Here is a 22,013-nt window from a genome sequence, read left to right as displayed (position 1 = left end):
CAGCTACTCCGCCGCTTCCAGCGGTGCGATGCGCCGGCTCTGCTTGGCTTGTTCGTTATAGTCCTTCTGCCAGTCGGTCGGGCCGTTGGACGGCGCCACCTGCACGGCGGTGACCTTGTATTCCGGACAGTTGGTCGCCCAGTCGGAGAAGTCGGTCGTGATCACGTTGGCCTGCGTGTCCGGATGGTGGAAGGTCGTGTAGACGACGCCGGGCGAGACGCGGTCGGTGATCAGCGCGCGCAGCGTGGTTTCGCCCGAACGGCTCGCCAGCCGCACCCAATCGCCGTCGCGCACGCCGCGGACTTCGGCGTCATGCGGGTGGATCTCCAACCGGTCCTCGGCATGCCACGTGACGTTCTCGGTACGCCTGGTCTGCGCGCCGACATTGTATTGCGACAGGATACGGCCGGTGGTGAGCAGCAGCGGATAGCGCGGGCCGGTCCGCTCGTCCGTCGCCACATATTCGGTACGGATGAACTTGCCCTTGCCGCGCACGAAGCCGTCGACATGCATGATCGGCGTGCCGAGCGGGGCCTTCTCGTTGCAGGGCCATTGCACCGAGCCGACGCGGTCGAGCAGATCGAAGGAAACACCCGCGAAGCTTGGCGTGGTCTTGGCGATCTCGTCCATGATTTGCGACGGATGCGTGTAGTTCCAGTCAAGCCCGATGGCGCGGGCAAGCTCCTGCGTGGCTTCCCAGTCGGCGTAGCGCGCCTTCGGCTCAATGACCTTGCGCACCATGTTGATGCGGCGCTCGGCATTGGTGAAGGTGCCGTCCTTCTCGAGGAAGGTCGAGCCCGGCAGGAAGACATGCGCGTAGTTGGCCGTCTCGTTGAGGAACAGGTCGTGCACGACCACGCATTCCATCGCCGCGAGGCCGCCGGCGACATGCTTGGTGTCGGGATCGGACTGCAGGATGTCCTCGCCCTGGATGTAGATGCCCTTGAACGAGCCGTCGACGGCGGCGTCCAGCATGTTGGGGATGCGCAGGCCGGGCTCATCGTCCAGCTTCACGCCCCACAGGCTCTCATAGATGTCGCGCACCGCTTCGCCCGAGATATGGCGGTAGCCGGGTAGCTCATGCGGGAACGAGCCCATGTCGCAGGAGCCCTGCACATTGTTCTGGCCGCGCAGCGGGTTCACGCCGACGCCCGGACGGCCGATATTGCCGGTGGCCATGGCGAGGTTGGCGATGGCGATCACCGTGGTCGAGCCCTGGCTGTGCTCGGTGACGCCGAGGCCGTAATAGATCGCGCCATTGCCGCCCTTGGCATAGAGGCGCGCGGCGCCCCGGATCAGTTCGGGATCGACGCCGGACAGCTTGCCGACAACCTCAGGGCTGTTCTCCGGCAGGGCGACGAAGGACGCCCAGTCATGGAACTCCGCCCAGTCGCAGCGCTCGCGGATGAAGGCTTCGTCGAACAGGCCCTCGGTGACGATAACATGCGCCAGCGCCGTCAGCACCGCCACATTGGTGCCGGGCTTCAGCGGCAGGTGATAGTCCGCCTCGACATGCGCCGACTTGACAATCTCGGTGCGGCGCGGATCGAGCACGATCAGCTTGGCGCCCTGGCGCAACCGCTTCTTCAGCCGCGAGGCGAACACCGGATGGGCGGAAGCGGGATTGGCGCCGATGATGACGGCGACGTCGGTAAAGTCGACCGAATCGAAATCCTGCGTGCCGGCCGAGGTGCCGTAGGTCTGGCCAAGCCCGTAGCCGGTCGGCGAATGGCAGACGCGGGCGCAGGTGTCGACATTGTTGTTGCGGAAGCCCTGACGCACCAGCTTTTGCACGAGATAGGTTTCCTCGTTCGTGCAGCGCGACGAGGTGATGCCGCCGATCGCGGTGCGTCCGTACTGGTACTGGATGCGGCGGAATTCCTTCGCAGTATGCGCAATCGCCTCTTCCCAGCTCACCTCGCGCCACGGATCAGTGATCTTCTCGCGGACCATCGGCGACAGGATGCGGTCCTTGTGGGTGGCATAGCCATAGGCGAACCGGCCCTTGACGCAGGAATGGCCGTGGTTCGCCTTGCCGTCCTTGTAGGGCATCATGCGGATGACTTCGTCATCCTTCACTTCGGCCTTGAACGAGCAGCCGACACCGCAATAGGCGCAGGTGGTGACGGCTGAGCGCTCCGGCATGCCCTTTTCGAGCACAGTTTTTTCGCGCAATGCGTCGGTCGGGCAGGCCTGCACGCAGGCGCCGCAGGAGACGCATTCCGAAGCGATGAAGTCCTCATGCATGCCGGCGACCATGCGCGACTCGAAGCCGCGGCCCTCGATGGTCAGCGCGAAGGTGCCCTGCACCTCTTCGCAGGCGCGCACGCAGCGCGAGCAGACGATGCATTGCGCCGGGTCGTAGGTGAAATAGGGGTTGGATTCGTCGCGGGCGATATAGTCGACGGCCAGTGAGCCGTGGCCGGGCGCGACGCCGCCGTCTTCCTTGACGTGGTTGCGGCCTTCGACGCCGTAACGGTTTTCGCTCAGGCCGACCGACTTCGCCACCGCGTCGAACTCGCTGGCGCCGGTCCCGGCCTTCTCGTTCCAGCCGGTCGGATGGTCGGAGACATAGAGTTCCATGACGCCGCGGCGGATGGCGTCGAGCCTGTCGGACTGCGTGCGCACCACCATGCCTTCGCCGACCGGCGTCGTGCAGGAGGCTGGCGTGCCGCCGCGCCCTTCGATCTCGACCAGGCAGACGCGGCAGGAGCCGAAGGAGTCCAGCATGTCGGTGGCGCAGAGCTTCGGGATCTCGACCCCGCCCTCCATCGCCGCGCGCATGATCGACGTGCCTTCCGGCACGGTGATGCTTTGCCCGTCGACCGTCAGCGTAACCTGCTTCGTCGCTTTCGACTCGGGCGTTCCGTAGTCGATCTCTTCGATGAGTGTCGGGAAGTCGGCCTTGATGTTCATCTGCCAGCTCCTATTCAGCAGCCACGCGCGCGGGCGCCGGCTTGAAATCCTCGGGGAAATGCGTGATCGAGCTCATCACCGGGTAGGGCGTGAAACCGCCCAGCGCGCAAAGCGATCCAAACTTCATCGTGTTGCAGAGGTCGGTGACAAGCGCGAGGTTCTTCTCCGCCTCTATTCCCGCCGCGACCTTGTCGAGAACCTCGACGCCGCGCGTCGAGCCAATGCGGCAGGGCGTGCACTTGCCGCAGCTTTCGATGGCGCAGAATTCCATGGCGAAGCGCGCCTGCTTCAGCATGTCGGCCGTGTCGTCGAACACGGTGATGCCGGCATGGCCGATCAGGCCGTCACGCTTGGCGAATTCCTCGTAGTCGAATGGCGTGTCGAACAGCGCGCGCGGGAAATAGGCGCCGAGCGGCCCGCCGACCTGCACCGCCTTCACCGGACGCCCCGAAGCCGTGCCGCCGCCGATGTCGTCGACAATCTCGCCCAGCGTCAGGCCGAAAGCCGTCTCGAACAGGCCGCCATGCTTGACGTTGCCGGCGATCTGGATCGGGATCGTGCCGCGCGAGCGGCCCATGCCGAAATCCTTGTAGTAGGCGGCGCCCTTGTCCATGATGATCGGCACCGAGGCCAGGCTGATCACGTTGTTGATCACCGTCGGCTTGCCGAACAAGCCCTGGATGGCCGGCAGCGGCGGCTTGGCGCGCACCACGCCGCGCTTGCCCTCGAGGCTGTTCAACAGCGAGGTTTCCTCGCCGCAGACATAGGCGCCGGCGCCGACGCGGATTTCCATGTCGAAGGCGTTCGGCGAACCCAGTACATTGACGCCAAGCACGCCCGCCTTGCGGGCGATCGCGACCGCCTTGTTCATCGTCGCCACCGCATGCGGATATTCCGAGCGGACATAGACGAAACCCTTGGTCGCGCCGGTGGCGATACCGGCGATCGCCATGCCTTCGATCAGCACGAAGGGATCGCCTTCCATGATCATGCGGTCGGCGAAAGTGGCGCTGTCGCCCTCGTCGGCGTTGCAGACGATGTATTTCTGTTCGCCTGCTGTATCCAGCACCGTCTTCCACTTGATGCCGGTCGGGAACCCTGCGCCGCCGCGGCCGCGCAGGCCGGACTCGGTAACTTGCTTGACGACATCGGCCGGCGCCATGGCGACTGCGTTTTGCAGGCCCGCCAGGCCGCCATGCGACTTATAGCTGTCGAGCGACAACGGATCGATAACGCCGCAGCGCGCGAAGGTCAGCCGCGTTTGTTTGGCGAAGAAGGGGATCTTGTCCGGGGAGCCCAGCCAGCGCTTGTGATGGCCGCCTGTGAGAAAGCCGCTGTCGAACAGGCCCTTGACGTCGGACGGCTTGACCGGCCCATAGGCGACCCGGCCATTGGCCGTCGCCACTTCGACCATCGGCTCCAGGAAATAAGCGCCGCGCGAGCCATTGCGCACGATCTTGGCTTCGACGCCGCGTTCGCTCAGCTCCGCACGAATAGCCTTGGCAACCTTCTCGGCGCCGAGCGCCAGCGCGCCGGAATCCGCCGGGATATAGATCCGCGGGATCATGAACGCACCTCCGCGACGATCTCTTCGATCTTCTCGTCATCGAGCCGGCCGATGACTTCGCCGTCGAGCATCGCCGACGGCGAGCAGGCACAAAGCCCGAGGCAGTAGACCGGTTCCAGTGTAACCGATCCGTCGCGCGCGGTCTCGTGGAAATCGATGCCGAGCAACTGCTTGACCTTGGCCGCGACGGCGTCCGAGCCCATCGACTGGCAGGCTTCAGCCTGGCAGAGCTTCAGCACATGCCGGCCGGCAGGCTTGGCGCGGAAATCGTGATAGAAGCTGACGACGCCGTGCACCTCGGCCCGGGAGAGGTTCAGCCCATCGGCGATCACCGGCAGCGCGTCCTTCGGAACGTGCCCGAACTCTTCCTGTATGCTGTGCAGGATCGGCAGCAACGGGCCCTCGAGGCCCTTCATCTGGTCAATGATCGCCGCCGTGCGCGACGCGATCTCGGTACTTGCGGCCTGCATGGTCAAGCAGCGCCCTCCCTGGGTCGTGGCATCCAATCATATGTCGCCCAAACTCTGCAGCGATTTTGGGTCAACGACATGCATGGACGCAATATCGCTAAGTCATTACGAAATCAGAGGAAACCTCCGAAATCAATAAAGCGCTCCCGTTGCTCGATAGAAATTTTCTATCGAAATTAGGCAGCTCGCAATCTCTAACCTAGCGATGGGCACGGAAATCGTCCGCCAGCGCCATCGCCTCGTCCAAGAGCGCCTGCACCAGCGGCGTGTGCGGCTCGCGCGGCGCGGCCACCAGCCCGACCGTGTGGCTGGCGTCCGGTTCGACGATGGGAATGGCCCGGATGGGTTCGGAAAAGCCGAACGTTTCCGCAAGGTTGAGCGGCATGATCGACGACCACTTGCCGGTCCTTATATGCGAGAACAGGACGATCATCGAATTCGACTCCAGCGTCGGGCGCACCTGCACGCCGGCTTCCGCCAGATGCTGGTCGATGATGCGCCGGTTCTGCATGTCCGGCGTCAGCAGGCAGAGCGGCAGATGGCTGATCTCGGCCCATGTCACTTTGTCGCGGTCGGAATAGGGGTTCCCGACCGCCGTGATCAGTTGGTAGCGCTCGTCATAGAGCGGCACGCTGGTGACGCGCCCGAGCGGCTCGTTGTCGAGATAGGTGATGCCGGCATCGACATCGAAATTGCCGAGCAGCGTCAACACCTCGATCGATGTGCGCGACAGGACCGAGAAGGTGACGCCCGGATGCTTTTCGCGGAACGGCGTCGTCAGCCGCGCCACCATGGCAAGGGCGGTTGGGACGGCGGCGATGCGGATGCGGCCGGCAAGGCCGTGGCGCGCCGCCCGCATCTCCTCGCGCATCGTCCTTGTGTCGCCGACGATGCGGCGCGCCCAGCCCAGCACCTGCTTGCCTTCCGGCGTCAGGCCCTGGAAGCGGGAGCCGCGCAGCACCAGCATGACGCCGAGCTGCTCTTCGAGCTGCTTGATGCCGGCCGACAGTGTCGGCTGGGTGACGCCGCACACCTCCGCGGCCCGGCCGAAATGCTCCTCCTTGGCCAAAGCGATGAAGAATTCCAGCTTGTCGATCATGCCATCCGATCCACCACGGTTTGCCCAAGGTCGGGGAAATCGCCTTGCCGCGCAAGTCGCACGCACAATCGGACGTCGTCCACATTTTTGAGCCGGCTATCTGTTTTCCCATGCCGCGCATGGCGGTATGTGGGATAGGAGGATGCAGGAGGACGAGATGCTGGGCTGGTTTCGCAAGCTGTTGCCGCGCGAAGATCGCTTCTTCGATCTGTTCGAGCGGCATTCGCGCACCGTGGTCGGCGGCGCCGAGGCCCTCGAGCAGCTTCTCGATGGCAACGACATCGACCGCTGGTGTCAGAGGATCATCGATCTCGAAGACGAGGCTGACGGCATCACGGCCGAGGTTCTGCTTGCCGTCAGGCGCTCCTTCATCACGCCCTTCGACCGCGGCGATATCAAGGATCTGATCCAGTCGATGGATGACGCCATCGACATGATGCACAAGACCGTCAAGACGGTGAAACTGTTCGAGGTGAGGGAGTTCGACCCGCTGATGCGGGAAATGGGTGACGTCATCGTTCAAGCCGCCCGATTGGTCGCAGAGGCCATCCCGCTGCTCGGCAAGGTCGGCGCCAACGCCGCACGCCTCAATGCCATCGCCGAGGAGGTCATGCGCGTCGAAGGCCGCGCCGACGACCTGCACGAGCAGGGCCTGAAGGATCTGTTCAAGCGTCACGGCCGCGGCGACCCGATGGCCTATCTGATCGGCAGCGAGATTTATGGCCAGCTGGAAAAAGTGGTCGACCGCTTCGAGGACGTCGCCAACGAGATCAGCGGCATCGTGATCGAGAACGTTTAGGCGATGGACGCCACGATCGCTTTTCCCCTGTTGGTCGGCCTCGTTGTCGTGGCGCTGTTCTTCGATTTCCTCAACGGCCTGCACGATGCCGCCAATTCGATCGCGACCATCGTCTCCACCCGGGTGCTCAGGCCGCATTACGCGGTGTTGTGGGCAGCTTTCTTCAATTTCATCGCCTTCCTGTTTTTCGGCCTGCATGTCGCCGAGACGGTGGGAAAAGGCATCGTCGACGCCAGCATCGTCACTCCGGCTGTGATTTTCTCAGCGCTTGTCGGCGCCATCGTCTGGAACATCGTCACCTGGGTCGCGGGCATTCCGTCGAGCAGTTCGCACGCACTGATCGGTGGGCTGGTCGGCGCCGGCGTCGCCAAGGCCGGAACCGGCGCCATCGTCTGGTCGGGGCTCGGCAAGACGGTCGCGGCCATCGTGCTCTCGCCGGCGACCGGATTTGTCCTCGCGCTCCTCCTCGTTCTCGTGGTCTCCTGGCTGTTCGTGCGCCAGACGCCGTTCGCCGTCGACAATACATTTCGCGTGCTGCAATTCTTTTCCGCCTCGCTCTATTCGCTTGGGCATGGCGGCAATGACGCGCAGAAGACCATGGGCATCATCGCCGTGCTGCTCTATTCGCAAGGCGTGCTCGGCCAGACTTTCTATGTGCCGCTGTGGGTGGTCCTCACCTGCCAGTCGGCGCTGGCGCTGGGCACGCTGTTTGGCGGCTGGCGCATCGTCCATACGATGGGATCGAAGATCACGCGGCTGAACCCGATGCAGGGTTTCTGCGCCGAGTCGGGCGGCGCCATAACGCTTTTCGCCGCCACCTGGCTCGGTGTCCCGGTCTCGACCACCCACACCATCACCGGCGCCATCATCGGCGTGGGTGCCGCCCGCCGAGTCTCTGCCGTCCGCTGGGGCATCGCCGGCAACATCGTCGTCGCCTGGGTGGTCACCTTGCCGGCGACGGCGGCGATTTCCGCGCTCACCTACCTCGCGACGCGGTTGGCCGGATGATGAGGCCGGATCCGACCGCGGAGCTATTTGCCCGCGAGGTTCAGGATGTTGCCGTCAGGATCCTTGAACCAGGCGACCTTCATGCCGTCGCCGACATGGATATCGTCTTCGAGCGATAGGCCGGGCATCTCATAGTGCTCGAAGGTGACGCCCTTCGACTTCAGCGATTTGACGATTGCGCCGATCTCGTCGCCGACTGCCCAGGTTACCGCTGTCGCCTCGTTGGTGCCGGCAAACTGCGAATGGTAGACGTTGATGAGCGTGTCGCCGCTTTTGTAGACGATCAGCTCGCCGCCCATGTCGTCCACCTGCTTGAGGCCTAGCGTGCCTTCATAGAAAGCCTTCGCTTTCGCCAGGTCCTTGACCGCGAGATTGGCTGTTGCGTTGCTGTTTTCGAGCATGACCGTCTCCTTCTCGGATTGTCCGTGTCCTCGCTCAGGCGACCGAAATAGGGCGGGCGGGCCGTTTGGCCATGACAAGCCAGGAACTGCCGGTCCGTCAGGAGCCTCATCCGGCAAATCCGACGTGGGCCGTCGTTTTCGGGAGCACCTCGGACAAGCGATTGTTCCACGGCTTGGTTCTCGCGGGAAACTGCACTATCTGACACCCCGAACGCCGAGGAAGAAAATCATGGCCGTCACCAAGGAATCCGTCATCGAGCGCCTGAAAACGGTGAACGGGCCTGACTTCACCGGCAACATCGTCGATCTCGGCATGGTCTCGGAGATATTCATCGCCGATTCCAAGGTATTCTTCTCGATCACCGTTCCCGCCGCCCGCGCGCAGGAACTGGAGCCATTGCGTACCGCCGCCGAGCGTGCGGTGAAAGCGATCCCCGGCGTCGCCAATGCCGTCGTCGCGTTGACCGCCGAGAAAAAGGGCGGCGGCATGGAGGCGCCGGTTCGGCCGCGCCCAGCGCCGGGACCGTCTTCGCAGGCAGCGCCGCCACGCCCCGCGCCCCAGGTTGCTCCGCAGCGTCCGGCGCCGCACGCGCCAGCATCGCAAAGCCATGGCAGGCGCGGCGTGCCCGGCATCGATGCCATCATCGCGGTGGCTTCCGGCAAGGGCGGCGTCGGCAAATCGACCACCGCGGTCAACCTGGCGCTCGGCCTTGCCGCCAACGGGCTGAAGGTCGGGGTGCTCGATGCCGACATCTACGGTCCGTCGATGCCGCGTCTGCTCAACATCCATGGCCGGCCGCAGACCGTCGACGGCAAGGTGCTGAAGCCGATGCAGAATTACGGCCTCAAGGTGATGTCGATGGGCTTCCTCGTCGATGAGGAGACGCCGATGATCTGGCGTGGCCCGATGGTGATGTCGGCATTGACGCAGATGCTGCGCGAGGTCGAATGGGGCTCGCTCGACGTGCTGGTCGTCGACATGCCGCCCGGCACTGGCGACGCCCAGCTTACCATGGCCCAGCAGGTGCCGCTTGCGGGCGCCGTCATCGTCTCGACGCCGCAGGACCTGGCGCTGATCGATGCGCGCAAGGGCCTCAACATGTTCAAGAAGGTCGACGTGCCGCTGCTCGGTATCGTCGAGAACATGAGCTACTTCCTCGCGCCCGACACCGGCAAGCGCTACGACATCTTCGGCCATGGCGGCGCGCGCCGCGAGGCCGAACGCCTTGGCGTCACCTTCCTCGGCGAGGTGCCGTTGGAGATGGGCATCCGCGAAAGCTCGGATGCCGGCGCGCCGGTCGTTGCCTCCAAGCCGGACGGCGCCGAGGCGAAGATCTATCGCGACATCGCAACCAAGGTCTGGGAGCGGGTCCTGCAAGAGCGCGGCGCGGCCGAAGCCGCCGTGCCGAGCATCGTGTTCGAGTAACCCTCGCGGGGAGGGTCAGGCGCCGACCTTCTCGCCGAACGTCGAGAAGAACTGCCCCGCAAGCTTCTTCGATGTCGACTCGATCAGCCGGCTTCCGAGCTGTGCGATCTTGCCTCCGACCTCGGCCTTGGCGGCGTATTTGAGCACGGTCGCGTCCGGCCCGTCGGCGGTCAGCGTGACGTCGGCGCCACCCTTGGCGAAGCCGGCAATGCCTCCCTTGCCTTCGCCCTGGATGGTGTAGGAATGCGGCGGCTTGAGATTCTTCAGCGTGACTTCGCCGTTGAAGGTCGCCTTGATCGGCCCGATCTTCAGCACCACGGTGGCCGCCATCTCGGTATCGGATTTCTTCTCCAGGCTCTGGCAGCCGGGTATCGCCACCTTCAGGATGTCCGGGTCGTTGAGGGCTTCCCACACTTTCTTGACGGGTGCGGCGATCCGCTCCTCGCCTTCGATCACCAAAGCCATCAAGACCTCCCGGATTGCTGATGCTGATTGGTCGTAGCGCGTGGTCCGAAACAAGTCTATCGCACCAAAGTCCGGGTCGCGGCGCGCCTGCCTCTTGCCTGCATGGACGCATTGTCCTATCGATTTGTCATACAAATACGGAGACCACCATGGCAGGCGCCCCCACCAAGAATAAGAAATTTCGCTCGCAGGAGTGGTTCGATAATCCCGACAATCCGGGCATGACGGCGCTCTATCTCGAGCGCTATCTGAACTACGGCCTGACGCGCGCCGAGCTGATGTCGGGCAAGCCGCTCATTGGCATCGCGCAGACCGGCTCCGACCTTTCGCCCTGCAACCGACACCACCTCGAGCTTGCCAAGCGCGTGCGCGAAGGCATCGTCTCGATGGGCGGCATCCCGTTCGAGTTCCCGTGCCATCCGATCCAGGAGACCGGCAAGCGCCCCACCGCCGCGCTCGACCGCAACCTTGCCTATCTGAGCCTCGTCGAGGTGCTCTACGGCTATCCGCTCGACGGCGTCGTGCTCACCATCGGTTGCGACAAGACCACGCCGGCGCTGTTGATGGCGGCCGCCACCGTCAACATTCCGGCCATAGCGCTGTCGGTCGGCCCGATGCTCAATGGCTGGCACAAGGGCAAGCGCACCGGCTCCGGCACCATCGTCTGGGAATCGCGCCAGCGCCTGTCGGCCGGCGAGATCGGCTATGACGAGTTCATGGATATCGTCGCCTCCTCGGCGCCGTCGACCGGCTATTGCAACACCATGGGCACGGCGACCACCATGAACTCGCTGGCCGAGGCGCTCGGCATGCAGCTGCCGGGCTCGGCCGCTATTCCGGCGCCATACCGCGAGCGCGGCCAGATTTCTTACGAGACCGGCAAGCGCATCGTCGAGATGGTGCATGAGGACCTGAAGCCCTCCGACATCATGACCCGCCAGGCCTTCGAGAACGCCATAGTCGTCAACTCGGCGATCGGCGGCTCCACCAACGCGCCGATCCACCTCAACGCGATCGCCCGCCATCTCGGCGTGCCGCTCGACAATGACGACTGGCAGAAGATCGGTCTCGACATCCCGCTTCTCGTCAACCTGCAGCCGACGGGCGAGTATCTCGGCGAGGATTATCACCACGCCGGCGGCGTGCCGGCGGTCGTCGCCGAATTGATGAAAGGCGGGCTGCTGCCGCATCCCGACGCGGTCACCGTCAACGGCAAGACGATGGGCGACAATTGCCGAGACGCGGTCAACGAGGATCACGATGTCATCCGCAGCGCCGACAAGCCGCTCAAGGCCAATGCCGGCTTCATCAATCTCAAGGGCAACCTGTTCGATTCCGCCATCATGAAGACCAGCGGCATCTCGCCCGAATTCCGCGAGCGTTACCTCTCCAACCCGAACGACCCGGAGGCCTTCGAAGGCAACGCCATGGTCTTCGACGGTCCGGAGGACTACCACGCCCGCATCGACGATCCGGCGCAGGGCATCGACGAGCACACGATCCTGTTCATGCGCGGCGCCGGTCCGGTCGGCTATCCCGGCGGCGCCGAGGTGGTCAACATGCAGCCGCCCGCCTACCTCATCAAGAAGGGCATCCACGCGCTCGCCTGCATCGGCGACGGCCGCCAGTCCGGCACCTCCGGCTCGCCGTCGATCCTCAACGCCTCGCCGGAAGCCGCCATCGGCGGCGGCCTGGCGCTGCTCAAGACCGGCGACCGCGTCCGCATCGACCTGAAGAAGGGCACCGCCAATATCCTCGTCAGCGACGAGGAGATCGCCAAGCGGCGTGCCGCGCTGCAAGGTAATGGCGGCTACCACTATCCCAAGCACCAGACGCCGTGGCAGGAGATCCAGCGCGGCATGGTCGACCAATTCTCGGCCGGCATGGTGCTGAAGCCGGCGGTGAAGTATCAGGACGTCGCGCATACCAGCGGCGTGCCGCGCGACAATCACTGACCTTGTAGTCTGCTAATCATGAGGGCGGCTTGCGGATAGCGGGCCGCCCTTTCCCATGCCTTGTTTCGGCTCCCCGGCATCCACAGATAAGCTCGATCTCGGCAGGCTTGCGAAGGAGAGACCATCGTGGCGAAACGGCGTTCTTCCCTCGGCTTCCTCGGCATGTTCGGCCGCTCCGGCGACCTGCGCCAGCTCGATGACGCGTTGCGCAAGGCCGACCTGCATCCTGCCCTGGTACCCGAGGGCGTAAAACTCACCATCGTCAGCCTGATGAACGACCGCTGGCCGGACGAGCCGCCGGCGGATGCCTATGCGTCGGTGGCGCAGCTCTGCGGCTATTGCGTCGCCGGGCCGCAAGTGTTCGAGCAGGCCAATGGCCCTGAGCCGACATCGGCGGTCGAGCGCCGCATCGAGGCGGCGCTGGAGGCCGGCGACAGCTTCGACGCGCAGATCGTGCTGATGACGCTTCACGCCAAGCTGATCAACGCCGACGTCGTCGAGCGCTACGGGCTGAGTGCCGAGTGAACCGTTGGGTAGGATGCGTTGAGATTCAGGTCAGGCCGAGTCGAAAATCGTGGATTCCGAGAACTGGAGCGGAGCGTACTTGAAGTACGTGAGCACCGGCCTATGCCGGCCGTAGCCTTAACTCCCACGCCGCTACCCATGAGCGCTTCGGCCGGCGAAGGCCGGAAGCGCAGGAAGACGCCGTTCGCAGGCCGGCCTCACCTGAATATCGACGCGTCCTAGCCGCCCATGCCGCTGCGCGGCAGCTTGATCATCTCGCCGAAGCGGGCGCGCAGTTTGTCGTCGAGCAGGCGCGGGACGTGGCGCGGGAAACGTTCGGCGAGCACGCGTTTCTTCTCGGCGATTGCCCGCGACAGGATGTCGGGCCGGCCCTTTTCGTTCCATTCCTTCGGCGAGAAACGGTCGCCGACGGCGGGATAGAAATACTCGGTCTGCATCAGCTTCAGCGTCTGCTCGTTGCCGAGGTAGTGACCGGGGCCCTTCATGCAGACATCGGATATCGTGTCGATCGACAGCGCGTCGTCGGTCACCTCGATGCCGCGCACGCAGCGCAGGCAATGTCCGAGCATGTCATTGTCGATGATCAGGCTTTCGAGGCAGAAGCCGAGCAGCGAGGCATGCATGCCGGCCGATTCATACACCAGATTCAGGCCGGACAGCCCCGCCATGACATTGGTGATGCCTTTCTCGTAACCCGCCTGGATGTCGGGCAGCTTCGAGTCCGACATGCCGGCGGCCGAGCCGCCGGGCAGGTCGTAATACTGCGCCATCTGCGCGCAGGCGGCCGTCAGCACCGCCTGCTCGGCCGAGCCGCCGGACATGGCGCCGGTCCTGAGGTCGGAAACGAACGGCCATGTGCCGAAGATCGCCGGATGCCCGGGCTTGATGGCATTGACATAGACCAGGCCCATCAGCACTTCCGCCACCGCCTGGACGACGGCGCCGGCAATCGCCGCCGGCGCGGTGGCGCCGGCCTGGCCGGCCGATAGAAGCAGGATCGGAATGCCGCCCTCGACGCAGGCTTCGAGCACGCCGCAGGCGTCCTCGGCGAATTTCATCGGCGGCACCACGAAGCAGTTCGAGTTCGACACGAACGGCCGCGCACGGAAATTCTCCTCGCCGCCGGCGATGGCGTAGAGCATGTCGAGCGCCGGCTTGACGTTCTCGCGCACGGTGAACGAGGTGCCGACATGCTTCGACGTCCCCATCACGCAGGCATAGAGCGTGTTGAAATCCATATCGAGCGGGTCGGGAATGTCGCGCGGCACCATGGTGCGCTGGAAGAAGTGGATGTTGTCCAGTCCATCGACGAGACGGGCGGCGTCATAGAGATCCTGCAGCAGCGATTCGCGATATTCGCGCTTCTCGACATCGACCAGGTGCACCGCCGCGCCCGCCGTGCCGTAATGCACGCGTTTGCCCTGGATCAGCATGTCGTGCTTCGGATCCTGGCCGTGGAGGGTGAAGTTGCGCGCCGCTCGTCTGACCGTGTCCAGCACCAGCGCGCGCGGCAACCGAATGCGGCCGTCGTCGCCATAAATACCGCCGACCCGGGTCAGCGCTTCGATGCAGGACGGGATGGCGTTGGCGAAGCCGACGGTCTCCAGCAGCGTCAGCACCGCTTCGTGGATGCGTTCCCGGTCGTTCTGGCTCAATGGCCCGTAGCTGCCGCCTTCAAGCCCCGCTCGCACCGGGCGGATGTCGTCGGCTAAAGGCGCCGCCCGCATCGCACGGCGCGCTTCGCGCCCGCCGGAACGCCGCGAACGCTGGTCCGCCGCAGCTTCCTGCTTCTCAAGAGCCACTGACATGGAAGCACTCCACCTTTGTCTTTATCTGCGAGACGGGACGCGGCGGTTGGTCCACCATCGGCCTGCCTCATCCCCTTCTGGCCTCGACTATGCTGCCGGCATTGGTACAGCCTATGGGCCAACCGATCCCGTCGAATATGCCAGAATTCTAAAGCGACAAGGATGTGCCCAAACAAAAAAGAGCCGGCGCAGAGCCGGCTCTTTTTTGGACATATGCGGCGATCAGGCGGCCGCGGGCCTGCGACCGGCGGCGGTGGCGAGTTCGCGGATGCCTGGTTCGATATGCTGCAGCGAGATCGAGGAGATGCCCAAACGCATGAAACGAGAGGGCTTTTCGCTGCGGTCGAAGAACCGGTCGCCGGGTTCGATGATGACGCTGCGCGAAGCGGCGGCTTCGGCCAGACCGCGTGAATCGGTGCCGCGCGGCCCTTCCAGCCAGAGCGATGTGCCGCCCGCCGAATCGGTCGAGCGCCATTCTGGCAGGAAAGCGGAAATCGCATGGACCAGACGCTTGCGCCGCTCGTCGAAGGCGGTGGAAAGCCTGCGCACCAGCGCCTCGTGATGGCCGAGCGACAGGAACAGCGCAACGGCGCGCTGGTTGTTCGCCGGCGGATGCCTGAGCATGAACCGGCGCAACGCGCGAAGCTCGGCGATCAGTCCGGCCGAGGCCACGATGTAGCCAAGCCTGAGACCCGGAGCCAGCGTCTTCGACATCGAGCCGACATAGATGACGCGGCCCGAGCGGTCGAGGCTCTTCAGCGCCTGCTGCGGCGCCTCGTCGAGCAGCTGGCTGTCATAGCCGTCCTCGATGATGATCTGGTTGTGGCGGTTGGCACGCGCCAGCAGATCCTGCCGCCGCTCCGCCGACAAGGGCACCATGGTCGGGCAATGATGGCTGGGCGTGACGAACACGAAGCCTGAATCATTGGGAATAGAAGAGGTCACGATGCCCGACTGGTCGACCGGGACCGGCTGGATGTCGGCGCCGGCCAGGCGGAAGATCGAGCGGGCGTCGGGATAGCCAGGATCCTCCATCGCCACCTTCGAACCCTTGGTCATCAGCAGCGTGGCCAGCATATAGAGCGCGTTCTGCGCGCCCAGCGTCACGATGATCTCGTCCGGATTGGCGAAGATGCCACGCCGCGGCAGAAGCCTGGCCTGGATCTGCTCGATGAGCAGAGGATCGTCGCGGTCCACCATGTCGGACGCCCAGTTGCGGATCTCCAGCACCGCGAGCGCCATGCGGTTGCACTCGCGCCATTCGGCGGTCGGGAACAGCGCCGGATCGAACTGGCCGTAGACGAACGGGTAGGAGGACTTGATCCAGTTGTCGTGCTTGGCCGGCGGCGGCATGTCGCTGGCGGCGATCTGCCGGCGCGCCTTCCAGTCGATCTCGTTCTGCTGGTCCGGCGCCTTCTGGTGCGGCTTGGCCGGGGTGGCCAGCACGTCCGGATTGACGAAATGGCCGCGCCGCTCGCGCGCCACCAGGAAACCCTGGTCTACCAGCTGCTGAAAGGCCAGAACCACCGTGCCGCGGGCAACCCCAAGTTTTTCCGCGAGAATTCGGCAGGACGGCAACGGCATCGAAGCGGCGATCTGTCGGTCGAGAATGGCCGCGACGATCGCCTGGCGGATCTGTGCCTGGAGGGTTTGGCCGGATTCAGCCGAAATCCGGAACAGGCCGGACCATATGGCCGTGTCATTGCGCTGTGACATGGGAAATCTTCCTCGGATGGCCAGCTGTTTTCACTTGGCTGGACCAGTGGAGTGTATGGGTGGCATAAGGGGTTGCGCCAATCAATTTTTCTGATCGCTGGGATTTATGCCAGTGATCTATCAAGCGCGATGCGAAGCATCGTCGCCGCGCGATAAAGCGCGATGCGAAGCATCGTCGCGGCAGCATCCAAGCGTGACGCGCAGCGCCATCGCGGCCGAGCGAATGCATCAGAAATGCCCGACGCGCAGCATCAAGCGGCTCCATCTCCGCCCAGCGCCACGCCTCATCAAAGCGTGATCCTGCGCGGCATTGCCGCGCTTGAACGAAATGGAAATCGGCTTCAATAGAATGACGCGACGACACGCGCCGGAAACATCCAGCCTGCTAAGATAAGTCTAAAAACCCGCCAGGAGCCCGCCAGTGGACCAGTCATCTTTCGACAAGCAACTTGCCGCCCTGCGTGATCAGCGCGCGGTCGCCAAGGGCTCGATGCGCGAGGCCTTTGCCGCCGATCCCAAGCGTTTCGAAACCTTCTCCGCCACTGACGGCGATCTTCTGCTCGACTGGTCGAAATGCGCGGTCGACGCAAATACGATGACGATGCTGGAGAAGCTCGCCGGCGCCGCGAATCTCGCAGGCCGCCGCGCTGCCATGTTCGAAGGCAAGAAGATAAACATCACCGAGAATCGCGCCGTGTTGCACACCGCGCTGCGCAACCTGACCGGCAAGAGCGTCGTCGTCGACGGCCAGGACACCAAGGCCGACGTGATCGCAGTGCTCGACGCCCTGGGCGCTTTCGCCGACGCCGTCCGCTCCGGCAAGGCGGCCGGCGCCACCGGCAAGAAGATCACCGATATCGTGAACATCGGCATCGGCGGCTCGGATCTCGGCCCGGCGATGGTGACGCTTGCACTCGCTCCCTACCATGACGGACCGCGGGCGCATTACGTCTCCAATATCGACGGCGCCCATATCCATGACACGCTGAAGGGCCTGTCTGCCGAAACGACCCTGTTCATCATCGCCTCCAAGACCTTCACCACCGTCGAGACGATGACCAATGCTCAGACGGCGCGCGATTGGGTTCAGAAGGCGCTTGGCAAGGAGGCGGTCGGCAAGCACTTCGCCGCCGTCTCGACCGCGCTCGACCTTGTGGCGAAGTTCGGCATCGAACAGGATCGCGTCTTCGGCTTCTGGGACTGGGTCGGCGGCCGCTACTCGGTCTGGAGCGCGATCGGCCTGCCAGTGATGATTGCCGTCGGTCCGCGCAACTTCCGCGCCTTTCTCGACGGCGCGCATGAGATGGACGAGCATTTCCGCTCAGCGCCCATGAGGAAGAACCTTCCGGTGTTGCTGGGGCTGATCGGCTGGTGGCACCGGGTCGTCTGCAAATATCCGGCCCGCGCCGTCATTCCTTACGACCAGCGCCTGTCGCGCCTGCCGGCCTACCTGCAGCAGCTCGACATGGAATCGAACGGCAAGAGCGTCACGCTGGACGGCACCGCGGTCGCCACGCCGACCGGCCCGCTGGTCTGGGGCGAACCCGGCACCAACGGCCAGCATGCCTTCTTCCAGCTCCTGCACCAGGGCACCGACTTTATCCCGGTCGAGTTCCTCGCCGCCGCCGTTGGCCACGAGCCCGAACTGAAACACCAGCACGACCTCCTGCTTGCCAACTGCCTGGCGCAGTCGGAAGCCTTCATGAAGGGCCGCACGCTGGAAGAGGCACGCGCGCAGATGCTGGCCAAGGGCATGACGCCGGCCGATGTCGACAGGATCGCGCCGCACCGTGTCTTTTCGGGCAATCGCCCCTCGCTGACCATCGTTTACCGCAAGCTCGATCCGCGCACGTTGGGCCGGATTATCGCGCTCTATGAACATCGCGTCTTCGTCGAGGGCACGCTGTTCAACATCAATTCCTTCGACCAATGGGGCGTCGAGCTCGGCAAGGAATTGGCGACGGGCCTGCTGCCTGTCGTCGAGGGCAAGGAGACTGCCGCAAAACGCGACGCCTCGACGGCCGGACTGGTGGCTCATATCCACCAATTGCGCGGCAGGGAGTAAAAGGATTGGCGGACATCAAGGGAATACTGTTCGACAAGGACGGCACGCTTGTCGATTTCAATGCAACATGGCTTGGTGTCGCCGATTTCATGGCCATGGACGCCGCTGAAGGCGATCGCTGGAAGGCCGATCGCCTGCTCGCCGCCGCCGGCTTCGATTTCGTCAGCAAGCGCTTCAAGCCGGATTCGATCTTTGCCTCGGGCTCCAACATGGACGTCGTCGAGCTCTGGTTCCCGCGCCTGTCCGACGAAGACCAGATGCTGGCCGTCTCCCGCTTCAACGAGATCACTTCGGTGCAAGGCTCATCAATGGCGGTCGCGCTGCCGGGCGTCGTCGAGTCGCTGCGCACATTGTACAAACGATCCTATCGGATGGGTGTTGCCACCAACGATTCGACCAGCGGAGCCGAAAAGACGCTCGCCACGCTCGGCATCGCGCAGCTCTTCGACGCGGCCTTTGGCTACGATGCGGTGGCGAACTCCAAGCCGGCGCCCGACACGGTGGTCGCTTTTTGCGATTTGACCGGGTTGAAGCCGGGCGAGATCGCCATGGTCGGCGACAACCGCCATGACCTCGAAATGGCGCGCGCCGGCGGCTGCGGTCTGGCGGTGGGCGTCCTTTCCGGCACCGGCACGCGCGACTCGCTGGCGCCGATGGCGGACGTCATCCTGGATTCGGTTGCCGACCTGCCGGATTTTCTCACGGCGCGGGTAAACGTGGCGGCGAGCTGATCAGCCTTCCGCAACAAAGGCGAAGACGCCGCTCGGCTTCGGCTCTGCGCCGCCGTTTCCGCCGACATCCGGCACCTGGTATTCGCCGAGCAGACGAAGCCGCGATCTCGGCAGCCAGGCGCGGCCCGGGTCGCCGACCAGCACCTCGATGCCGTCGGAGAGGCACCGGTCGAGGAATGGGATCATTCGTTGCCCTACGTCCTGAGCATAGAAGACGTCGCCGGCGAGCACCAGGTCGACCGCCGGAGGCGGGCCGGCGGTGACACCCTCATCGCATATGTGGATGGCGACGTCGTTGGCTTCCGCGTTGAGGCGGAGCGCGACGACGCCGTTGCGGTCGATTTCCGCCGCGATCACCTCGCGCGCTCCGGCTTTTGCCGCTGCGATGCCGACCAGCCCTGAGCCGGCGCCGAGGTCGAGCACCCGCTTGCCGGCCACGATCGACGGACGGTCGAGAACGTAGCGCGCCAGCACTGCCCCACCCGCCCATGCATAGGCCCAGTAGGGCGGCTGCGGCCCGGCTGCGCTTTCGTCGTCCGGTTCGAGCAGCCGCTGCAGGCCGCTGCCGGGATGGGCAAGGTAAAGGCGGATGTCCGGCAGCGAGGGCACCGGAGCGAGCCGCATGTTTGCCTGGATGAATACCGCCGGATCAAGCCTCCTGGCTCGCTCCGGCGTTGCGCTTTCGGAAGCCTTGCTCAAGCCTATTCCCGCAGCGCGCGCCGCAGGATCTTGCCGACCGGCGTCTTCGGCAGCTCGGTGCGGAACTCGATGTATCTCGGCCGCTTGTAGCCGGTCAGGTTCTCGCGGCAATAAGCCATCAGCGTCTCGACGGTGAGCGCCGGGTCCTTCTTGACCACGAACAATTTAGGCACTTCGCCGGAATGCTCGTCCGGCACGCCGATCGCCGCCACTTCGAGCACGCCCGGGTGATGCGCCACCACCTCTTCCAATTCGTTGGGATAGACGTTGAAGCCGGAGACCAGGATCATGTCCTTCTTGCGGTCGACGATCTTGGTGTAGCCGCGCTCGTCCATGAAGCCCATGTCGCCGGATTTGAAGAAACCGTCCTCGGTCATCACCTTGGCGGTCTCGTCGGGCCGGTTCCAGTAGCCAGCCATCACCTGCGGGCCGCGGATGCAGATCTCGCCGACTTCGCCGAGTGGCACGTTGTTGCCGTCGTCGTCACGGATGGCGATTTCCGTCGAAGGCAGCGGCAGGCCGATCGTGCCGGTGAAGTCGCCGGAGCTGAACTTGTTGGCGGTCGCCACCGGCGAGGTTTCGGACAGCCCGTAGCCTTCGCTCACCGGGCAGCCGGTCAGCGCCCTCCAGCGCTCGGCGACACCCTTCTGCACAGCCATGCCGCCGCCCAGCGTCAGGATCAGCGGCTTGAAGTCCAGCTTGCGGAACTCCTCGTTGTTGAGCAGCGCATTGAACAGCGTGTTGAGGCCGGGGAAGATGTGCATCGGGTATTTCGCCAATTCCTTGACGAAGCCCGGAATGTCGCGCGGGTTCGGGATCAGCACGTTCTGCGCGCCTTGCTGCATGCCCATCAGCGCGTTCACCGTCAGGGCGAAGATGTGATACAGCGGCAGCGCGCAGATGAAGTTGAGATGCGCCGGCTTCGGCTTGACCGCGTAGGCATCTTCCACCCACAGCGAATTCTGCGCGACGTTCGAAAGCACGTTGCGATGCAGCAGCGTCGCGCCCTTCGAGATGCCGGTCGTGCCGCCCGTATATTGCAGGAAGGCGATGTCGTCGCCCGTAACCGCCGGCGGCTTGAAGGCGATGGTCGCCCCGGTTTTGAGCACGGCGTTGAACTTGACGTGGCCGGGCAGCGACCATGCCGGAACCATCTTCTTCACCCGCCGCACGACGAGGTTGACGATGGCGCCTTTGAGGCCGCCCAGCATGTCGCCCATCGCCGCGACGATGACATGCTTCACCTGAGTCCTGGCGATCACCGCCTGCAGCGTGCCGGCGAAATTTTCGAGAATGACGATCGCCTGCGCGCCGGAATCCTTCAACTGGTGCTCCAGTTCGCGCGGCGTGTAGAGCGGGTTGACGTTCACCACGGTGTAGCCGGCGCGAAGCACCGCCATCATCGCCACCGGATATTGCAGCACGTTCGGCATCATCAGCGCCACGCGCGCGCCCTTCTCCAGGCCTCGCGCCTGCAGATAGGCGCCGAACGCGGCCGAGAGCCGCTCGAGCTCGGCATAGGTGATCGACTTGCCCATGCACACGAAGGCCGGCCGTCCGGCGAATTGCTTGCAGGCGCCGACAAGGAACTCGCCGATGGACTTGTAGGGCAGGGCGCCGATCTCGGCCGGCATGTCCTTCGGATAGCTTTTCAGCCACGGTTTTTCCGGCAGGCCGACTGTGAGTTCGGTGATCGCCTTCGGCAGGCCCTTCAGGGCAGGCTTGGCGGTGGTCGGCTTAGCGGCCGCTGCTTTTGCGGCTGCCGGCTTGTCCACTTTCGCGGCTGCCGCCTTGGCCTTTGCCGCTGCGGGTTTGGCGGCGGCCGGCTTTGCCGCTGGCTTGGCAGGCGCCGCCTTTGCGGCCGTCTTGGCCTTCGGCGCTGCGGCGGCCTTGGCAGACTCGGGCGCATCGCTTCTGGCGGCCTTGGCCTTTGCTTTCGCCGGGCCTGTCGTCTTGGCTGCTTTTGCCACCTGTCTCTCCCTGTCGCCTTCGATCTGGGCGCCCGCTTCCAAAACGAAGCGTCCTCCACGCCGGTCGCGGATTTTCCGGGAAATCCCGTCCATCGTCTATGTATTGCCTCTATCGGCGGCCGTGCAAGCCTTGCCCCAGCGGCAAGGCCGGGAAAGATTTCCCGTCGAAATCTTATGCTCCGATGACGTCACGCATCGTGCTTGAACGGCGGGAGATCTCGCGCCGTCATGCATCGGGCGCCCATTTCGACAAGCGGCCGATCAATAAAAAAATGTCTTCGTTAATAATATCGTGAGCAAAAAATATTGCTCATTTTTTCTGCGATTTGAGCAAGGCATAGATTCTTTTCCTGCTTCCCATGGGGTACGCAAACGAGGTGTTCCAAAGGCGCA

General features: G+C 64.3%; 17 protein-coding genes. 7 read left to right on the top strand and 10 right to left on the bottom strand.

Going from position 1 to position 22,013, the window contains the following annotated elements:
* Positions 1-3: 3 nt before the first annotated feature.
* From fdhF to YU3_RS0109445, 4 genes are all read right to left on the bottom strand, one after another.
* A complete protein-coding gene (fdhF, locus tag YU3_RS0109460) occupies positions 4-2,916 on the bottom strand; it encodes a formate dehydrogenase subunit alpha (RefSeq protein ID WP_027166006.1) in 2,913 nt (970 codons plus the stop codon).
* A 10-nt stretch (positions 2,917-2,926) separates the two neighbouring features.
* Positions 2,927-4,483 carry an NADH-quinone oxidoreductase subunit NuoF gene (locus tag YU3_RS0109455; RefSeq protein WP_027166005.1) on the bottom strand — a complete coding sequence of 519 codons (1,557 nt, stop codon included), beginning with the start codon at positions 4,481-4,483 and terminating at the stop codon, positions 2,927-2,929.
* Positions 4,480-4,959 (bottom strand): formate dehydrogenase subunit gamma, encoded by a 480-nt coding sequence (locus tag YU3_RS0109450; protein ID WP_027166004.1) that lies wholly within the window; start codon positions 4,957-4,959, stop codon positions 4,480-4,482. The genes YU3_RS0109455 and YU3_RS0109450 overlap by 4 nt, the downstream gene beginning before the upstream one ends.
* A 193-nt stretch (positions 4,960-5,152) precedes the next feature.
* The gene (locus YU3_RS0109445; protein WP_027166003.1) at positions 5,153-6,052 is read right to left on the bottom strand and encodes a LysR family transcriptional regulator; all 900 of its coding nucleotides are present in this window, start codon (positions 6,050-6,052) and stop codon (positions 5,153-5,155) included.
* Positions 6,053-6,209: 157 nt separating this feature from the next.
* On the opposite strand from YU3_RS0109445, the gene YU3_RS0109440 reads away from it, so the two are divergent.
* A complete protein-coding gene (locus tag YU3_RS0109440; RefSeq protein WP_027166002.1) occupies positions 6,210-6,851 on the top strand; it encodes a DUF47 domain-containing protein in 642 nt (213 codons plus the stop codon).
* A gap of 3 nt (positions 6,852-6,854) precedes the next feature.
* Complete coding sequence (locus tag YU3_RS0109435; protein WP_027166001.1) at positions 6,855-7,859, top strand: inorganic phosphate transporter; 1,005 nt, start codon at positions 6,855-6,857, stop codon at positions 7,857-7,859.
* 23 nt (positions 7,860-7,882) lie between these two features.
* On the opposite strand, the gene YU3_RS0109430 is transcribed toward YU3_RS0109435, so the two are convergent.
* Positions 7,883-8,260, bottom strand: a complete 378-nt coding sequence (locus tag YU3_RS0109430) for a VOC family protein (RefSeq protein WP_027166000.1) — start codon at positions 8,258-8,260, stop codon at positions 7,883-7,885.
* A 226-nt stretch (positions 8,261-8,486) separates the two neighbouring features.
* On the opposite strand from YU3_RS0109430, the gene YU3_RS0109425 reads away from it, so the two are divergent.
* Complete coding sequence (locus YU3_RS0109425) at positions 8,487-9,686, top strand: Mrp/NBP35 family ATP-binding protein (protein WP_280795803.1); 1,200 nt, start codon at positions 8,487-8,489, stop codon at positions 9,684-9,686.
* Positions 9,687-9,701: 15 nt separating this feature from the next.
* Here YU3_RS0109425 and YU3_RS0109420 read toward each other — a convergent pair whose 3' ends face one another.
* On the bottom strand, positions 9,702-10,151 hold the full coding sequence (locus YU3_RS0109420) for a carbon monoxide dehydrogenase subunit G (protein ID WP_027165998.1): 450 nt from the start codon (positions 10,149-10,151) through the stop codon (positions 9,702-9,704).
* A gap of 149 nt (positions 10,152-10,300) precedes the next feature.
* On the opposite strand from YU3_RS0109420, the gene YU3_RS0109415 reads away from it, so the two are divergent.
* A complete protein-coding gene (locus YU3_RS0109415; RefSeq protein WP_027165997.1) occupies positions 10,301-12,106 on the top strand; it encodes an IlvD/Edd family dehydratase in 1,806 nt (601 codons plus the stop codon).
* A 126-nt stretch (positions 12,107-12,232) separates the two neighbouring features.
* Entirely contained in the window at positions 12,233-12,631 is a 399-nt protein-coding gene (locus YU3_RS0109410) for a hypothetical protein (RefSeq protein ID WP_027165996.1), read from the top strand.
* A 218-nt stretch (positions 12,632-12,849) separates the two neighbouring features.
* Here YU3_RS0109410 and YU3_RS0109405 read toward each other — a convergent pair whose 3' ends face one another.
* Together YU3_RS0109405 and YU3_RS0109400 are read right to left on the bottom strand one after the other, a co-directional pair.
* Positions 12,850-14,439 (bottom strand): trimethylamine methyltransferase family protein, encoded by a 1,590-nt coding sequence (locus tag YU3_RS0109405; RefSeq protein WP_027165995.1) that lies wholly within the window; start codon positions 14,437-14,439, stop codon positions 12,850-12,852.
* 222 nt (positions 14,440-14,661) lie between these two features.
* Entirely contained in the window at positions 14,662-16,155 is a 1,494-nt protein-coding gene (locus YU3_RS0109400) for a PLP-dependent aminotransferase family protein (RefSeq protein WP_027165994.1), read from the bottom strand.
* Positions 16,156-16,576: 421 nt separating this feature from the next.
* On the opposite strand from YU3_RS0109400, the gene pgi reads away from it, so the two are divergent.
* Both pgi and YU3_RS0109390 read left to right on the top strand, forming a co-directional pair.
* Positions 16,577-18,220, top strand: coding sequence for a glucose-6-phosphate isomerase (gene pgi, locus YU3_RS0109395; RefSeq protein WP_027165993.1), 1,644 nt, complete (start codon positions 16,577-16,579; stop codon positions 18,218-18,220).
* Positions 18,221-18,225: 5 nt separating this feature from the next.
* Positions 18,226-18,951 (top strand): HAD family hydrolase, encoded by a 726-nt coding sequence (locus YU3_RS0109390; protein ID WP_027165992.1) that lies wholly within the window; start codon positions 18,226-18,228, stop codon positions 18,949-18,951.
* On the opposite strand, the gene YU3_RS0109385 is transcribed toward YU3_RS0109390, so the two are convergent.
* Together YU3_RS0109385 and YU3_RS0109380 are read right to left on the bottom strand one after the other, a co-directional pair.
* Complete coding sequence (locus tag YU3_RS0109385; RefSeq protein WP_084508030.1) at positions 18,952-19,575, bottom strand: 50S ribosomal protein L11 methyltransferase; 624 nt, start codon at positions 19,573-19,575, stop codon at positions 18,952-18,954.
* Positions 19,576-19,652: 77 nt separating this feature from the next.
* On the bottom strand, positions 19,653-21,620 hold the full coding sequence (locus tag YU3_RS0109380; RefSeq protein WP_027165990.1) for a long-chain fatty acid--CoA ligase: 1,968 nt from the start codon (positions 21,618-21,620) through the stop codon (positions 19,653-19,655).
* Positions 21,621-22,013 lie beyond the last annotated feature (393 nt).

The sequence above is a fragment of the Mesorhizobium sp. WSM3224 genome (assembly GCF_000427725.1).
Classification (GTDB): domain Bacteria; phylum Pseudomonadota; class Alphaproteobacteria; order Rhizobiales; family Rhizobiaceae; genus Mesorhizobium.
This window is presented reverse-complemented; position numbering and strand designations above follow the sequence as displayed.

Coding starts and splice junctions, on each gene's coding strand:
- YU3_RS0109420 (WP_027165998.1), bottom strand. CDS start 10,151: ATGGCTTTGGTGATCGAAGGCGAGGAGCGGATCGCCGCACCCGTCAAG.
- YU3_RS0109400 (WP_027165994.1), bottom strand. CDS start 16,155: ATGTCACAGCGCAATGACACGGCCATATGGTCCGGCCTGTTCCGGATT.
- YU3_RS0109430 (WP_027166000.1), bottom strand. CDS start 8,260: ATGCTCGAAAACAGCAACGCAACAGCCAATCTCGCGGTCAAGGACCTG.
- YU3_RS0109385 (WP_084508030.1), bottom strand. CDS start 19,575: ATGCGGCTCGCTCCGGTGCCCTCGCTGCCGGACATCCGCCTTTACCTT.
- fdhF (WP_027166006.1), bottom strand. CDS start 2,916: ATGAACATCAAGGCCGACTTCCCGACACTCATCGAAGAGATCGACTAC.
- YU3_RS0109415 (WP_027165997.1), top strand. CDS start 10,301: ATGGCAGGCGCCCCCACCAAGAATAAGAAATTTCGCTCGCAGGAGTGG.
- YU3_RS0109445 (WP_027166003.1), bottom strand. CDS start 6,052: ATGATCGACAAGCTGGAATTCTTCATCGCTTTGGCCAAGGAGGAGCAT.
- YU3_RS0109405 (WP_027165995.1), bottom strand. CDS start 14,439: ATGTCAGTGGCTCTTGAGAAGCAGGAAGCTGCGGCGGACCAGCGTTCG.
- YU3_RS0109455 (WP_027166005.1), bottom strand. CDS start 4,483: ATGATCCCGCGGATCTATATCCCGGCGGATTCCGGCGCGCTGGCGCTC.
- YU3_RS0109440 (WP_027166002.1), top strand. CDS start 6,210: ATGCTGGGCTGGTTTCGCAAGCTGTTGCCGCGCGAAGATCGCTTCTTC.
- YU3_RS0109435 (WP_027166001.1), top strand. CDS start 6,855: ATGGACGCCACGATCGCTTTTCCCCTGTTGGTCGGCCTCGTTGTCGTG.